Here is a 13,445-nt window from a genome sequence, read left to right as displayed (position 1 = left end):
CGTGCCGCATAGACTTCCGTGGTCCCTCGCAGAGCAGCAGCAACCGTAGGAGCACACCGATGTCCGAGGCACCCGAGACCGGCCCCGCCACCACCCGTCGCACCCTGCTCTGCGGCGCCGCGGCCGTCCTGGCCGCCGGCGGCACCGTGGCGGTCGCCGGCTGCGGCAGCTCCGCCTCCTCGGGCTCCAGCGCCGCCCCCAAGGGCCCGGTCGACCTCGGCCCGGCCTCGGCGATCCCGGAGGGCGGCGGCAAGGTCTTCCGCGAGCAGAAGATCGTGGTGACCCAGCCGACCGCCGGCGAGTACAAGGCCTTCAGCGCCAAGTGCACCCACGCCGGCTGCGTCGTGGACCAGGTGAAGAAGGAGCAGATCCAGTGCCCCTGTCACGGCAGCCGGTTCGCCATCGCCGACGGCGCCGTGCAGGAGGGCCCGGCCTCCAGCCCGCTGCCCGCCTACACCGTCACCGTCGAGGGCGGGAACCTCAAGGTCACCCCGAGCTGAAGCAGTTGAGCCCCTCCCGGTTGATCTCCGCCCCGCGGCCCCGACCGCACTGGGTACGGTGGACCCATGGCTGACCCGAGCACCTACCGCCCGGCCCCGGGCGCGATCCCGACCTCCCCGGGCGTCTACAAGTTCCGTGACGCCCACGGCCGGGTCATCTACGTCGGCAAGGCCAAGAGCCTTCGGCCGCGCCTGTCGTCCTACTTCCAGGACCTGGCCGGCCTGCACCCGCGCACCGCGACCATGGTCACCACCGCCGCCTCGGTGGAGTGGACCGTGGTCGCCACCGAGGTCGAGGCGCTCCAGCTGGAGTACTCCTGGATCAAGGAGTTCGACCCCCGGTTCAACGTCAAGTACCGCGACGACAAGAGCTATCCGGAACTCGCCGTCACCCTCAACGAGGAGTACCCGAGGGTCCAGGTGATGCGCGGGGCGCACAAGAAGGGCGTGCGCTACTTCGGCCCGTACGGGCACGCCTGGGCGATCCGCGAGACCGTCGACCTGCTGCTGCGCGTCTTCCCCGTCCGCACCTGCTCCAACGGCGTGTTCAAGCGCGCCCGGCAGGTCGGCCGGCCCTGCCTGCTCGGCTACATCGGCAAGTGCGCCGCGCCCTGCGTCGGCAAGGTCTCGGCGGACGAACACCGGGCGCTCGCCGAGGACTTCTGCGACTTCATGGCCGGGCGCACCGGCAACTACCTGCGCCGCCTGGAACAGCAGATGCAGGAGGCGGCCGAGGAGATGGAGTACGAGAAGGCGGCCCGGCTGCGGGACGACATCGGCGCCCTCAAGCGCGCGATGGAGAAGAACGCCATCGTGCTCGCCGACGCCACCGACGCCGACCTGCTGGCCGTCGCCGAGGACGAACTCGAGGCCGCCGTCCAGATCTTCCACGTCCGCGGCGGCCGGGTGCGCGGCCAGCGCGGTTGGGTCACCGACAAGGTCGAGGACGTCGACACCGCCGGCCTGGTCGAGCACGCCCTCCAGCAGCTCTACGGCGGCGCCTCCCCGGACGAGCGCAACGAGTCCGTCCCGCGCGAGGTGCTGGTGCCCGCCCTGCCCGAGCCGGTCGCCCCGATACGGGAGTGGCTCAGCGGCCTGCGCGGCAGCCAGGTCGACCTGCGCATCCCGCAGCGCGGAGACAAGAAGGACCTGATGGCCACCGTGCAGCGCAACGCCCAGCAGGCGCTCGCACTGCACAAGACCAAGCGCGCCTCCGACCTCACCACCCGCAGCCGCGCCCTCCAGGAGATCGCCGACGCGCTGGAGCTGGACTCCGTCCCGCTGCGCATCGAGTGCTACGACATCTCCCACCTCCAGGGCGAGGACGTGGTCGCCTCCATGGTCGTCTTCGAGGACGGCCTGGCCCGCAAGAGCGAGTACCGGCGCTTCCAGATCAAGGGCTTCGAGGGCCAGGACGACGTCCGCTCGATGCACGAGGTGATCGGCCGCCGCTTCCGCCGCTACCTCCAGGAGCGCGAGCAGACCGGCGAGTGGGCCGTCCCCGAGGAGGACGAGGCGCCCGGCGGCGCCCGCGACGAGGAGGGCCGCCCCCGGCGCTTCGCCTACCCGCCGCAACTGCTGGTGGTCGACGGCGGCCAGCCGCAGGTCGCCGCCGCCAAGCGCGCCCTGGACGAGCTCGGCATCGACGACGTCGCGCTGTGCGGCCTGGCCAAGCGCCTGGAGGAGGTCTGGCTGCCCGGCGAGGACGACCCGGTGGTGCTGCCCCGCTCCAGCGAGGGCCTCTACCTGCTCCAGCGGGTCCGCGACGAGGCGCACCGCTTCGCGATCAGCTATCAGCGCAACAAGCGTTCCAAGCGACTCACCGCCGGGGAACTGGACTCCGTCCCGGGCCTCGGCGAGACTCGCCGCCGGGCGCTGCTCAAGCACTTCGGCTCGCTGAAGAGGCTCCGGGCCGCCACCGTGGACGAGCTCTGCGCGGTACCCGGCATCGGACGCCGTACGGCGGAGACTGTTGCGGCGGCGTTGTCGTCCCGTACACCCGCCGCACCCGCAGTCAACACCGCGACCGGCGAGATCATCGAGGACGGGCCTGACCAGGCCGCCGAGCCGGTGGCAGCAGCACCCCAGACCGCACCATCCCAGGAGACGCCATGACGGCCGACGCCGCCCGTCGGTCGGCGCGCCCCGACCCCGCCGGCCCGTCCGGCCCGGGGAAGGGCGGCCGTGCCGTGCGCGTTCTCCCCAGCAGAAAGACCGAGAGCGGGGAACCGAAGTGACCGTGTCAGACGTGGCCGAGAACGCACCGGAGCTGGTGATCATCTCCGGCATGTCCGGAGCCGGCCGCTCCACCGCAGCGAAGTGCCTGGAGGACCTGGGCTGGTTCGTGGTGGACAACCTGCCGCCGGCCCTGATCCCGACCATGGTCGACCTGGGCGCCCGGTCCCAGGGCAACGTCGCCCGGATCGGCGTGGTCGTGGACGTCCGCGGCCGCCAGTTCTTCGACGACCTGCTGACCTCGCTGGACGAGCTGGAGAAGCGCGGCGTCCGCCTCCGGGTGGTCTTCCTGGACTCCTCCGACGAGGCACTGGTGCGCCGCTTCGAGAGCGTGCGCCGCCCGCACCCGCTGCAGGCCGACGGCCGGATCGTGGACGGCATCGCCCGGGAGCGCGACCTGCTGCGCGACCTGCGCGGCGAGGCCGACCTGGTGATCGACACCTCCAACCTCAACGTGCACCAGCTGCGCGCCAAGCTGGACGCCCAGTTCGCCGACCACGACGAGCCCGAGCTGCGCGCCACCGTGATGTCCTTCGGCTTCAAGTACGGCCTGCCGGTCGACGCCGACCTCGTGGTGGACTGCCGTTTCCTGCCCAACCCGCACTGGGTGCCCGAACTGCGCGCCCGCACCGGCACCGACGCGGACGTCGCCGACTACGTGTTCCAGCAGCCCGGCGCCAACGAGTTCCTGGACGGCTACGCGCAGCTGCTGCGCATCGTCACCGAGGGGTACCGCCGCGAGGGGAAGCGCTACATGACGCTTGCCGTAGGCTGCACCGGTGGCAAGCACCGCAGCGTCGCCATGTCCGAGCGTCTGACCAAGCGTCTCATCGCCGACGGAGTCGAGACGGTGCTCGTCCACCGTGACATGGGTCGGGAGTAACCGCCGCCTCCCCTGCCGGGCCGCCGGCGGAGCCGGTGGCGGGCCGAGGAACGCGAGGTGAGTGTTGGCGGGATACGTGCCCGGGCGGCAGCCGCAGAGCAGAACCGGTGACCGGGCGGGCAGCCCGGCGCCGGGGCGTCCGCGCAGCAGTCCCGCCCGGGCCAATCCGGCCCCCCGGATCACCGCGCTCGGTGGCGGCCAGGGCCTGTCCGCTTCGCTGTCCGCGCTGCGCCGGCTCACCAGCGACCTCACCGCGGTGGTCACCGTCGCCGACGACGGCGGCTCCAGCGGACGGCTGCGCGAGGAACTGGGCGTGCTGCCCCCGGGCGACCTGCGCAAGGCGCTGGCCGCGCTGTGCGGGGACGACGACTGGGGCCGCACCTGGTCCGAGGTGATCCAGCAGCGCTTCACCGGCAACGGCGAGCTGGGCGGCCACGCGGTCGGCAACCTGCTGATCGTCGCGCTGTGGGAGAAGCTCGGCGACCCGGTGGCGGCGCTGGAGTGGGTCGGCCGGCTGCTGAACGTCCAGGGCCGGGTGCTGCCGATGTCGGCCGTGCCGCTGGACATCGAGGCGACCGTGCGCGGACACGACCCGGCCCGCCCGGCCGAGGTCACGGCGGTCCGCGGCCAGGCCAGCGTCGCGGTCACCCCCGGCACCGTGCAGTCGATCCGGCTGCTCCCGGACGAGCCGCCGGCCGCCCCGGAAGCCGTCGCGGCCGTCCGGGAGGCGGACTGGGTGGTGCTCGGCCCCGGCTCCTGGTTCACCAGCGTGCTGCCGCACCTGCTGGTGCCCGAGCTGGCCAAGGCGCTGGTGGAGACCCGCGCCCGCCGCCTGCTCACCCTGAACCTGGCCCCGCAGCCCGGCGAGACCGAGGGCTTCACCCCGCAGCGCCACCTGGAGGTCATCGCCGACCACGCTCCGGAGCTCGAAGTGGATGCGATCCTGGTGGACGAGCGCGCCGTCACCGGTGGCGCTTTCGGCCAGGCGGACCTGGCCGGTTTGGAGAAGGCCGCCGAACGGATGGGTGCCGCTCTGGTGCTCGGCACGGTGGCCCGTGCCGACGGCACCCCGCGACACGACCCGGAGCTCTTGGCGGCCGCGTACGACCGGATTTTCCGGACACATGGAAGGATCGGGCCATGGCGATGACTCCAGCGGTGAAGGACGAGATCAGCCGGCTCCCGGTCACCCGGGCCTGCTGTCGCAAGGCCGAGGTGTCGGCGATCCTGCGGTTCGCGGGCGGACTGCACATCGTGAGCGGTCGCATCGTGATCGAGGCGGAGCTGGACACCGGGGCGGCGGCGCGGCGGCTGCGCAAGGACCTCCTGGAGATCTTCGGGCACTCGTCCGACCTCGTGGTGATGGCCCCCGGCGGGCTGCGGCGCGGCAGCCGCTTCGTGGTCCGGGTGGTCAAGGACGGCGAACTGCTCGCCCGCCAGACCGGCCTCGTGGACGGCCGCGGGCGCCCGATCCGGGGTCTGCCCCCGGCGGTCGTCTCCGGAGCCACCTGTGACGCCGAGGCGGCGTGGCGCGGGGCCTTCCTGGCGCACGGCTCGCTCACCGAGCCGGGCCGCTCCTCCTCGCTGGAGATCACCTGCCCCGGCTCCGAGGCCGCCCTCGCCCTGGTCGGCGCGGCCCGTCGGCTCGGCATCCCGGCCAAGGCCCGCGAGGTGCGCGGGGTGGACCGGGTGGTGATCCGGGACGGCGACGCGATCGGCGCCCTGCTGACCCGCCTGGGCGCGCACGAGTCGGTGCTCGCCTGGGAGGAGCGCCGGATGCGGCGCGAGGTCCGGGCCACCGCCAACCGCCTGGCCAACTTCGACGACGCCAACCTGCGCCGCTCGGCCCGCGCCGCGGTGGCGGCCGGCGCCCGGGTGGCCCGGGCGCTGGAGATCCTCGGCGACGAGGTGCCCGAGCACCTGGCCGCGGCCGGCCAGCTGCGGATGCAGCACAAGCAGGCCTCGCTGGAGGAACTGGGCGCGCTCGCCGACCCGCCGCTGACCAAGGACGCGGTGGCCGGCCGGATCCGCCGCCTGCTGGCGATGGCCGACAAGCGCGCCGCCGAACTTGGCCTGCCGAGCACCGAGGCCAACCTGACCGACGAGATGGCGATGAACTGACGCTCACGCTCCGTGACTGACACGCGGCCGGTGTCCGGGTTCCCGGACACCGGCCGCCGCCGTTTCCGGACGGGTCCGACACACCCGAATTGGTAGAGACCACTGGCCCGGGACCAACTGCCCGCCGGGGCAGGGCCGGACGGCCTGAAATCGGGTTTGTGGCGCGCCACGCCCAGTCTCACGGAGCGGCGCGATGTGCCGTCCCAGGCCTGGGAGGGGTAGGGTCATAGGCGGTCGGGGACTTCCCAAATCTCACCCCCGTCGGCTTAGCTCCGGCGTACCTAACGAGGAGATCGGTTCGTGACGATCCGGGTAGGCATCAACGGATTCGGCCGCATCGGCCGCAACTTCTTCCGCGCGGTCAAGGCCCAGGGCGCGGACATCGAGATCGTCGGTGTCAACGACCTGACTGACACGAAGACCCTGGCTCACCTGCTCAAGTACGACACCACCCTGGGTACCTTCCCGGGCGAGGTCTCGCACACCGAGGACAGCATCACCGTCGACGGCCACACCTTCAAGGTGACCGCCGAGCGTGACCCCGCGAACCTGCCGTGGGCCGCCCTGGGCGCCGACATCGTCGTCGAGTCCACCGGCATCTTCACCAAGGCCGAGGCCGCGAAGAAGCACCTCGCCGCCGGCGCCAAGAAGGTCATCATCTCGGCGCCCGCCACCGACGAGGACGTCACCATCGTCCTGGGCGTCAACGAGGACAAGTACGACGCCGCCAAGCACGACATCATCTCCAACGCCTCCTGCACCACCAACTGCGTGGCGCCGATGGCCAAGGTGCTGCACGAGGCCTTCGGCATCGTCAAGGGTCTGATGACCACCGTCCACGCGTTCACCAACGACCAGGTGACGCTGGACTTCCCGCACAAGGACCTGCGCCGCGCCCGTGCCGCCTCGCAGAACATCATCCCGACCTCGACCGGTGCCGCCAAGGCGACCGCCCTGGTCCTGCCGGAGCTGAAGGGCAAGCTGGACGGCACCTCGCTGCGCGTCCCGGTCCCGACCGGCTCCATCACCGACCTGGTCGTCACCCTGGAGCGCGAGGTCACCAAGGACGAGGTCAACGCGGCCTTCCAGAAGGCCGCGCAGGAGGGCCCGCTCAAGGGCTTCCTGACCTACACCGAGGACCCGATCGTCTCCTCGGACATCGTCAACGACCCCTCCTCCTGCATCTTCGACTCGGCCCTCACCATGGTCCAGGGCAACCAGGTCAAGGTGCTCGGCTGGTACGACAACGAGTGGGGCTACTCGAACCGCCTCGTCAACCTGACCACCCTCGTCGGTGAGCAGCTCTGACCTCGCGGGAGCTGACGTGATGTAGGGGCGAGGGCCCGGACGGCGTACGGTGCCGACCGGGCCCTCGTTCCGCGCTCAAGGACTTCCCAGGCGGCGCCTGCGCCGTGCCGCCTCACTGCGCATCAACCATCTCCCCAGGAGACCGAAGAACCCGTGAAGACCATCGAAGACCTGGACGTCGCCGGCAAGCGCGTGTTCGTCCGCGCCGACCTGAACGTCCCGCTGTCGGGCGACCAGATCACCGACGACGGCCGGATCCGCGCCGTCGCCCCGACCATCGCCAAGCTCGTCGAGCGCGGCGCCAAGGTCGTCGTCGCCTCCCACCTCGGCCGCCCCAAGGGCGAGCCGGACCCGCAGTACTCCCTCGCGCCGGTGGCCGTCCGCCTCGGGGAGATCCTCGGCAGGCCGGTCACCTTCGCCACCGACACCGTGGGCGAGAGCGCCCGGGCCGCCGTGGCCGCGCTGGCCGACGGCGAGGTCGTGCTGCTGGAGAACCTGCGCTTCAACGCCGGCGAGACCAGCAAGGACGACGCCGAGCGCAAGGCCTTCGCCGAGCAGCTGGCCGCGCTGGCCGACCTGTACGTGGGCGACGGCTTCGGCGCCGTGCACCGCAAGCACGCCTCGGTCTACGACCTGCCCGGCCTGCTGCCGCACGCCGTCGGCGACCTGATCGCCACCGAGGTGTCGGTGCTGAAGCGCCTCACCGAGGACGTCGAGCGCCCGTACGTGGTCGTGCTCGGCGGCTCCAAGGTCTCCGACAAGGTCGGCGTGATCGACAACCTGCTCGGCAAGGCCGACCGCATCCTGATCGGCGGCGGCATGGCGTACACCTTCCTGTACGCGCTGGGCAACGAGGTCGGCATCTCGCTCCTGCAGAAGGACCAGGTCGACACCGTCCGGGAGTACCTGGAGCGGGCGAAGCAGAACGGCGTCGAGTTCGTGCTGCCGGTCGACGTCGCGGTCTCCGCGTCCTTCCCCGACACCAAGACCCACGCGCCGGTGGAGGACTTCGAGGTCGTCGACGCGGACAAGATCCCCGCCGACAAGGAGGGCCTGGACATCGGCCCGAAGACCCGTGAGCTCTTCGCCTCGAAGCTGGCCGACGCCAAGACGGTGTTCTGGAACGGCCCGGTGGGTGTCTTCGAGCACCCGACCTTCGCCGAGGGCACCAAGGCCGTCGCCCAGGCCCTGACCGACAGCGACGCGTTCACCGTGGTCGGTGGCGGCGACTCCGCCGCGGCCGTCCGCATCCTGGGCTTCGACGAGACGAAGTTCGGGCACATCTCGACCGGCGGTGGCGCGAGCCTCGAGTACCTGGAGGGCAAGACCCTCCCCGGTCTCGCCGCCCTGGAAGGCTGAAGGCAATGACTGAGCGTCTCCCGCTGATGGCGGGCAACTGGAAGATGAACCTCAACCACCTTGAGGCCATCCAGCACACCCAGAAGCTGGCCTTCGCGCTGGCCGACAAGGACTACGAGGCCGTCGAGGTCGCCGTCCTGGTGCCGTTCACCGACCTGCGCTCGGTGCAGACCCTGGTCGACGGCGACAAGCTGAAGATCAAGTACGGCTCGCAGGACATCTCGCGGCACGACTCCGGTGCCTACACCGGCGAGGTCTCCGGCCCGATGCTGGCCAAGCTCAAGTGCACCTACGCGGTGATCGGCCACTCGGAGCGCCGCCAGTACCACGGCGAGAACGAGGAGATCGTCAACGCCAAGGTCAAGGCCGCCTACCGGGCCGGGGTCACGCCGATCCTGTGCATCGGCGAGCCGCTGGAGATCCGCAAGGCCGGCACCCACGTCGAGTACACCCTGGCCCAGCTGGACGGCGCCCTGGCGGACGTCCCGGCCCACCAGGCCGAGTCGATCGTGGTCGCCTACGAGCCGGTCTGGGCGATCGGCACCGGCGAGGTGGCCACCCCGGAGGACGCGCAGGAGGTCTGCGCCGCCATCCGCGGGCGGATCGCCGAGCTGTACGACGCCGAGCTGGCCGGCAAGGTCCGCGTGCTGTACGGCGGTTCGGTCAAGTCGTCGAGCGTGGCCGGCCTGATGGCCAAGCCCGACATCGACGGCGGCCTGATCGGCGGTGCCTCGCTGGACGCCGACGAGTTCGTCAAGATCGTGCGCTACCGTGAGCAGGCAGTAGGCTAACGCCGCCGCAGCAACGTAGGCTTTGGGGCCGGACCGCCGTACGCGGCCCGGCCCCTTCGCCGAAGATACGAGAGAGTTGGTCCCGTCGTGGTTCTCGGGTTCTCGATTGCCCTGATCATCTTCAGTCTGCTGATGATCCTGCTGGTGCTGCTGCACAAGGGGAAGGGCGGCGGGCTGTCCGACATGTTCGGCGGTGGCGCCATGTCGACCGGTGGCGGTTCGGCGGTCGCCGAGCGCAACCTGGACCGCATCACCATCGTGGTCGGCGTCGCCTGGTTCGCCTGCATCATCGTGCTGAGCCTGGTCCTGAAGTACCAGAGCTGACACAGGCCTGACGCCCCGTCGCCCGAGCGCCTATCCTGGGACGGTCGGGCGCGGAGGCAGTGGTGGCGGATGCTTAACACCTGCTTACACTAGGACGACTTTCGCCACCGACGCGCACCGCGGCGGGTGGGCGCACCAGCACGCAGGGAGTCAGACCGTGGCAAGTGGCAACGCCATCCGTGGCAGCAGGGTCGGGGCCGGCCCGATGGGGGAGGCGGAGCGCGGCGAGTCCGCTCCGCGCAACCGGATCTCCTTCTGGTGCGCCAACAAGCACGAGACCCGGCCCAGCTTCGCCGCCGAAGCCGTCATCCCGGAGACCTGGGACTGCCCGCGCTGCGGCTTCCCGGCCGGGCAGGACGAGCACAACCCGCCGGCGCCCTCGCGCAACGAGCCGTACAAGACCCACCTCGCCTACGTCCGCGAGCGGCGCACCGACGCCGACGGCGAGGCGATCCTGGCCGAGGCGCTGGCCAAGCTGCGCGGCGAGATCTGAGCACTGAACCGGGAAGGGCGCCACCGTCATCGTGACGGTGGCGCCCTTCGGCGTTCACGGCTCCCGCGCCTACGCGGAGGCCGGCGGGTAGAGCTGCGGCGGGATCCGCTCCGCGGCGGCGCGGTCCAGCAGCCACAGGGTGCGGCTGCGGCCGTACGCGCCGGAGGCGGGCGCCTGGAGCTCGCCCGGGCCGGACAGGGCCAGCGCCACCGCGCCCGCCTTGTCCTCCCCGGCCGCCAGCAGCCAGACCTCGCGGGCCGCCCGGATCGCCGGGAGGGTGAGCGAGATCCGGGTCGGCGGGGGCTTGGGGGCCCCGCGCACGCCGACCACGGTCAGCTCGGTCTCCCGCACGCCCGGGTGCTCGGGGAAGAGCGAGGCGACGTGGGTGTCCGGGCCGACGCCGAGCAGCAGCACGTCGAAGACCGGGACACCGAGCCGGTCGCCCGGCCGGGCGGCCTTCGCCAGCTCCTCCGCGTAGCGGGCGGCGGCGGCCTCCACGTCCGAGCCGTCCACCCCGTCCGAGGCGGGCATCTCGTGCACCCGTTCCGGGTCGAGCGGGACGGCGTCCAGCAGCTCGGCGCGGGCCTGGACGGCGTTGCGGTCCGGGTCGGCGGCGGGCACGAAGCGCTCGTCGCCCCACCAGAGGTCCAGCCGGGCCCAGTCGACCGCGTCGCGCGCCGGGGAGGCGGCGATCGCGGCCAGCAGGGCGTTGCCGTTGCGACCGCCGGTGAGCACCACCGAGGCGGTGCCGCGGGTGGCCTGGGCGTCCACGATCCGGGTGATCAGCCGGGCCGCGGCCGCCTGGGCCATCAGCTCCTTGTCCCGGTGGACGACCAGCTGCGGGATCGCGTTGGTCATGCGCTCCCCTTGGCGGCGCGCTTGCCCGCGGTCTTCTTGGCCGGGGTCTTCTCGGCGCTGTCGGCGGTCACCCGGGCCGGGTTGGCCACGGCGGCCTCGGAGACGGCGGCCTCGGTGGCGGCGGCCTCGGTGGCGGCGGCCTCCGCGACGGCGTGGGCGACCCGCTCGGCCGCCGCCGTCTCGGCGTTGGCCGGTTCGCGCAGCCGCTCGACGGGCGTGCGCACGGCCGTCGCGTAGATGTCGTCCGGGTCCAGCCGGCGCAGCTCCTCGGCGATCAGCTCCGAGGTCTCGCGCCGCTTGAGCGCCACCTGGCGGTCCGGCGATCCGGGCATGGAGAGCGTGCCCATCAGGCCGTCCGGGCGGTCCAGGACGACGTCCCCGTCCTTGGTGCGCAGCCGCACCGCGGTGATGCCGGGGCCGCCGGTGACGACCCGCTCGACCGGCACGTGCAGCCGGTTGGTCAGCCACAGGCCGAGCAGTTCGACGCTGGGGTTGTAGGACTCGCCCTCGACCACGGCGGAGACGATGTGCGACGGCCGCTGGTCCAGCGCGGCGGCCAGCATCGAGCGCCAGCCGGTGATCCGGGTCCAGGCCAGGTCGGTGTCGCCCGGGGTGTAGCTCTCGGCCAGCTGGGAGAGCTGGCCGACCGGGGACTCGGCGGTGACCGCGTCGGTAATCCGGCGCTGGGCGAGCGCGCCCAGCGGGTCCTGCGCCGGGTGCAGCGGCGCGTTGTCCGGCCACCAGACGACGGTCGGGGCGTCCGGCAGCAGCAGCGGCAGGACCACCGACTGGGCGTGCGCGGCGAGTTCGCCGTGCATGCGCAGGATGACGGTCTCGCCGGAGCCGGCGTCCGAGCCGACCAGGATCTCGGCGTCCAGCCGGGTCTCGGCGCGGGCCCGGGGCGAGCGGCCGGCGCGCTTGATCACCGCGAGGGTGCGCATCGGGTGCTCGCGGGAGGCGTCGTTGGCGGCCTTGAGGGCGTCGTAGGCGCTGCCCTCGTCGGTCACGATCACCAGGGTGAGCACCATGCCGGCGGCGGTGGAGCCGCTGGTCCGGCGCGCCTCCATGAGCGCGGCGTTGATCTTGCTGGACGTCGTGTTGGTGAGGTCGATCTTCATGGCCGGCGCCAGCTCCTGCCGTCTCGTGCGAGCATCTCGTCCGCTTCGACGGGGCCCCAGGTCCCCGCCGCGTACTGGGCGGGCTTGCCGTGGGTGTCCCAGTACTTCTCGATCGGGTCGAGGATCTGCCAGGAGAGCTCGACCTCCTGGTGGCGCGGGAACAGGTTGGCGTCGCCGAGCAGCACGTCGAGGATGAGCCGCTCGTACGCCTCCGGGCTGGACTCGGTGAAGGACTCGCCGTAGGCGAAGTCCATCGTGACGTCCCGGACCTCGAAGGAGGTGCCCGGCACCTTGGAGCCGAACCGCACCGTCACGCCCTCGTCCGGCTGGACCCGGATGACCAGGGCGTTCTGCCCCAGCTCCTCGGTCGCGTAGGAGTCGAAGGGCAGGTACGGGGCGCGCTGGAAGACCACCGCGATCTCGGTGACCCGGCGGCCCAGCCGCTTGCCGGTGCGCAGGTAGAACGGAACGCCCGCCCAGCGGCGGTTGTTGATCTCCAGCTTGATGGCCGCGTAGGTGTCGGTCTTGGACTCGGGGTCGATGCCGTCCTCGTCCAGGTAGCCGACGACCTCCTCGCCGCCCTGCCAGCCGGGCGCGTACTGGCCGCGCACGGTGTGCTTGCCGAGGTCGGCCGGGAGCTTGACGGCGCTGAGCACCTTGAGCTTCTCGGCCACCAGCGCCTTCGGGTGGAAGGACGCCGGCTCCTCGATGGCGGTGAGCGCCATCAGCTGGAGCAGGTGGTTCTGGATGACGTCACGGGCGGAGCCGATGCCGTCGTAGTAGCCGGCCCGGCCGCCGATGCCGATGTCCTCGGCCATGGTGATCTGCACGTGGTCGACGTACGACCGGTTCCAGATCGGCTCGAACATCTGGTTGGCGAAGCGCAGCGCCAGGATGTTCTGGACCGTCTCCTTGCCCAGGTAGTGGTCGATCCGGAAGACCTCGTCCCGGGGGAAGACCTCGTGGACGACCTTGTTGAGCTCCTGCGCGCTCTCCAGGTCGTGGCCGAAGGGCTTCTCGATGACGGCGCGGCGCCAGGAGCCTTGCGGCGGGTCGGCCAGGCCGTGCTTCTTGAGCTGCTGGACGACGGTCGGGAAGAACTTCGGCGGGACGGACAGGTAGAAGGCGAAGTTGCCGCCGGTGCCCTGCGCCTTGTCCAGCTCCTCGATGGTCTCGCGCAGCTTGTCGAAGGCCTCGTCGTCGTCGAAGGTGCCGTGGACGAAGCGCATGCCCTTGGCGAGCTGCTGCCAGACCTCCTCCCGGAACGGGGTGCGGGCGTGGTCGCGGACGGCGTCGTGGACCTCCTTGGCGAAGTCCTCGTCGTCCCACTCACGGCGGGCGAAGCCGACCAGGGAGAAGCCCGGCGGCAGCAGACCGCGGTTGGCCAGGTCGTAGATGGCCGGCATGAGCTTCTTGCGGGACAGGTCGCCGGTGACCCCGAAGATGACCAGGCCG

General features: G+C 71.8%; 13 protein-coding genes. 10 read left to right on the top strand and 3 right to left on the bottom strand.

Annotation, left to right across the window (positions count from 1 at the left end; translation table 11 throughout):
* Nucleotides 1–59: 59 nt before the first annotated feature.
* From J0670_RS13050 to J0670_RS13005, 10 genes are all read left to right on the top strand, one after another.
* Entirely contained in the window at nt 60–500 is a 441-nt protein-coding gene (locus J0670_RS13050) for a Rieske (2Fe-2S) protein (RefSeq protein ID WP_207811688.1), read from the top strand.
* Between the two features lie 66 nt (nt 501–566).
* A complete protein-coding gene (uvrC, locus tag J0670_RS13045; RefSeq protein ID WP_207811687.1) occupies nt 567–2,615 on the top strand; it encodes an excinuclease ABC subunit UvrC in 2,049 nt (682 codons plus the stop codon).
* Nucleotides 2,616–2,733: 118 nt separating this feature from the next.
* On the top strand, nt 2,734–3,618 hold the full coding sequence (gene rapZ / locus J0670_RS13040) for an RNase adapter RapZ (RefSeq protein WP_307806500.1): 885 nt from the start codon (nt 2,734–2,736) through the stop codon (nt 3,616–3,618).
* Between the two features lie 64 nt (nt 3,619–3,682).
* On the top strand, nt 3,683–4,768 hold the full coding sequence (gene yvcK / locus J0670_RS13035; RefSeq protein ID WP_207811689.1) for a uridine diphosphate-N-acetylglucosamine-binding protein YvcK: 1,086 nt from the start codon (nt 3,683–3,685) through the stop codon (nt 4,766–4,768).
* Nucleotides 4,759–5,739, top strand: coding sequence for a DNA-binding protein WhiA (gene whiA / locus J0670_RS13030; RefSeq protein ID WP_207811686.1), 981 nt, complete (start codon nt 4,759–4,761; stop codon nt 5,737–5,739). The genes yvcK and whiA overlap by 10 nt, the downstream gene beginning before the upstream one ends.
* Nucleotides 5,740–6,039: 300 nt before the next feature.
* On the top strand, nt 6,040–7,047 hold the full coding sequence (gap, locus tag J0670_RS13025) for a type I glyceraldehyde-3-phosphate dehydrogenase (protein ID WP_207811685.1): 1,008 nt from the start codon (nt 6,040–6,042) through the stop codon (nt 7,045–7,047).
* Between the two features lie 153 nt (nt 7,048–7,200).
* Nucleotides 7,201–8,406: a phosphoglycerate kinase gene (gene pgk / locus J0670_RS13020; protein ID WP_207811684.1), complete on the top strand. Its 1,206-nt coding sequence runs from the start codon at nt 7,201–7,203 to the stop codon at nt 8,404–8,406.
* 5 nt (nt 8,407–8,411) lie between these two features.
* Nucleotides 8,412–9,197, top strand: coding sequence for a triose-phosphate isomerase (gene tpiA, locus J0670_RS13015; protein ID WP_207811683.1), 786 nt, complete (start codon nt 8,412–8,414; stop codon nt 9,195–9,197).
* Nucleotides 9,198–9,284: 87 nt separating this feature from the next.
* Nucleotides 9,285–9,521 carry a preprotein translocase subunit SecG gene (gene secG, locus J0670_RS13010; RefSeq protein ID WP_207811682.1) on the top strand — a complete coding sequence of 79 codons (237 nt, stop codon included), beginning with the start codon at nt 9,285–9,287 and terminating at the stop codon, nt 9,519–9,521.
* Nucleotides 9,522–9,678: 157 nt separating this feature from the next.
* On the top strand, nt 9,679–10,014 hold the full coding sequence (locus J0670_RS13005) for an RNA polymerase-binding protein RbpA (protein WP_207811681.1): 336 nt from the start codon (nt 9,679–9,681) through the stop codon (nt 10,012–10,014).
* A 69-nt stretch (nt 10,015–10,083) separates the two neighbouring features.
* Here J0670_RS13005 and pgl read toward each other — a convergent pair whose 3' ends face one another.
* The 3 genes from pgl to zwf form a co-directional block, all read right to left on the bottom strand.
* On the bottom strand, nt 10,084–10,872 hold the full coding sequence (gene pgl, locus J0670_RS13000) for a 6-phosphogluconolactonase (RefSeq protein WP_207811680.1): 789 nt from the start codon (nt 10,870–10,872) through the stop codon (nt 10,084–10,086).
* Entirely contained in the window at nt 10,869–11,990 is a 1,122-nt protein-coding gene (gene opcA, locus J0670_RS12995; protein ID WP_207811679.1) for a glucose-6-phosphate dehydrogenase assembly protein OpcA, read from the bottom strand. Before opcA ends, pgl begins: the two co-directional genes overlap by 4 nt.
* Nucleotides 11,987–13,445 (bottom strand): glucose-6-phosphate dehydrogenase (zwf, locus tag J0670_RS12990; RefSeq protein WP_207811678.1); only part of this gene is annotated, 1,459 nt, incomplete at its 5' end. The genes opcA and zwf, both read right to left, overlap by 4 nt.

Origin of the sequence: Streptomyces sp. FH025 (genome assembly GCF_017427025.1) — a bacterium.
Lineage (GTDB): Bacteria > Actinomycetota > Actinomycetes > Streptomycetales > Streptomycetaceae > Kitasatospora.
This window is presented reverse-complemented; position numbering and strand designations above follow the sequence as displayed.

What these genes read in the sequence shown, in the direction of transcription:
- J0670_RS13050 (WP_207811688.1), top strand. Translation starts at nt 60, where the DNA reads ATGTCCGAGGCACCCGAGACCGGCCCCGCCACCACCCGTCGCACCCTG.
- uvrC (WP_207811687.1), top strand. Translation starts at nt 567, where the DNA reads ATGGCTGACCCGAGCACCTACCGCCCGGCCCCGGGCGCGATCCCGACC.
- whiA (WP_207811686.1), top strand. Translation starts at nt 4,759, where the DNA reads ATGGCGATGACTCCAGCGGTGAAGGACGAGATCAGCCGGCTCCCGGTC.
- tpiA (WP_207811683.1), top strand. Translation starts at nt 8,412, where the DNA reads ATGACTGAGCGTCTCCCGCTGATGGCGGGCAACTGGAAGATGAACCTC.
- pgl (WP_207811680.1), bottom strand. Translation starts at nt 10,872, where the DNA reads ATGACCAACGCGATCCCGCAGCTGGTCGTCCACCGGGACAAGGAGCTG.
- opcA (WP_207811679.1), bottom strand. Translation starts at nt 11,990, where the DNA reads ATGAAGATCGACCTCACCAACACGACGTCCAGCAAGATCAACGCCGCG.